This window comes from Bacillus sp. AP50, from assembly GCF_040492675.1.
In the GTDB taxonomy this organism is placed as follows: domain Bacteria; phylum Bacillota; class Bacilli; order Bacillales; family Bacillaceae_G; genus Bacillus_A; species Bacillus_A cereus.
The window spans coordinates 1-1,843 of record NZ_JBEUTW010000458.1 but is presented as its reverse complement, the minus strand read 5'-3'; the positions used below and the strand labels follow the sequence as shown (position 1 = coordinate 1,843).

The window sequence follows — 1,843 nt, the reverse complement described above, 5'->3', positions numbered from 1 at the left end:
GCATATCTCCTTCTCTATTTTTTTATATACAAAATACAATAAAGCCCTCCTTCTTCACTTATAACTGTCGTCAATAAGTTACTTATCAGTGTAATTATTATAGTTACATTAACTCGTGATTATCAATCATTAAATGTATGTAATTTTGCATATATGAATATTTTGTGATAAATTCCAAAATATCGTATAATTATCAATATTTTTTCAGACATTATTCAATAAAAAAAACACGAAGACTCTTAAGTCTTCATGTTTTTTATACATGTTATTACACTTGTGATTGAATTAATTACTAAAATCTTTTTAATCGTAAAAAATCAATTATTTTTAGGCTGATAGCCGTACCTAATCTTTTACAATTTACTTATTCTTTTTGTTCTGTAATATTAAATTTTGAAACCAATTCCGTTAATTCTTCCACCTTTTCTTTCATTTTGTTGGATTGGATTGATATTTGTTCAATTGATACGGCCTGTGATTGAATTGAATTTACAGTTTGAAGAGTCTCCTTTTTCACATCCGTTGCAGTTTCAGAAACTAGCGAAAGAGAAGCATTTACTTCTTCTGTACCAGCAGACATCTCTTCTGTCGCTGCGGATACTTCTTGAATTTGACCTGTAATCTTATCAATATCTCTCATAATAGACAAGAAGGTTTGATTCGCTTTGTAAGCAGCTTCTTTTCCTTCTACTGCCTTTTGTTGTCCTTTTTGCATGACATTAACTGTATCTTGGGTATCTTTTTGAATGGATTTTATTAAATGATTAACTTCTTTTGCAGATTCTTTAGATTGCTCAGCCAAGTCTCGAACTTCTGCGGCAACCACTGCAAATCCTTTCCCATTCTCTCCAGCACGTGCCGCTTCAATAGCGGCATTTAAGGCAAGAAGATTCGTTTGTTCGGCAATATTAGTAATTGCAGCGAGAGCTGTATCAATCTGTTGTGTACGTGTAACAAGTTTATTTATTACTTTTGATGTTTCCTCGACAACATCATGCACACTATTCATTTGAAGAATAGAGTGATTTATCACTTCACTACCGATATTTATTCGTTCTGTAGTCGTTACTGCTACCTCAGCGACTACTGCTGAAGATTCAGCTACAGTTTGCACCCCGGTTGTAATTTCTTCCATTGAGGATGAGCTCTCCTGAATACTAGTTACCTGTCCTTCTATTTTTGTTTTTACTTCTAAAACAGTCTGTACAACCTCATTTGAAATACTAGACGCTCGATTTGTATCTTGTAATACACCCTCCGTAGTAAAAATAACCTCTTGTGTTGTCATCTTAACATTCGCAATTAATTGTTGAAGGTTATCTAACATACTATTAAAAGACTGAACAATATGCCCTAATTCATTATTTGCTTTATAAGGAGTACGTGTTGTTAAATCTCCAGCTGCTACTTTTTCCATATCATTTTGTAGTAATGCAAGTGGTTTTCGGATAGTTAATTTAATAACATATCCAATTAATATAATTATTAAAATTGCTAAAATCGAAATACTAACAAACATTATCATTGTATTTTGAGCACTATTATTATTTTCCTTCTGTAAAAGCTCTGCATTATTACTATTATATAAAATCAATTCACGAATTGATTTTATTGATTTTTGCATATTAGGTTCAATCTCTTTTAGATAATATGCATATGCTTCCTCATTATTAGACTTCCCTAATTCTTGTGCTTTCTTCATTTGAGTCCTTAATTCATTAAATGTTTCATGAAACGTGTTATATAATTCTTTTTCTTTAGTAGAAATAAGTTTAGCCTCAAACTGCTTTAAAAGATGATCATTTTCCTTACGAATCCCATCCATTTCTCTTATTAATTCGTT

General features: G+C 31.3%; 1 protein-coding gene. It reads right to left on the bottom strand.

Annotation, left to right across the window (positions count from 1 at the left end; all coding sequences use genetic code 11):
* Nucleotides 1-364: 364 nt before the first annotated feature.
* A partial coding sequence (locus ABWK52_RS24565) for a methyl-accepting chemotaxis protein (protein ID WP_353772196.1) occupies nt 365-1,843 on the bottom strand: 1,479 nt, incomplete at its 5' end.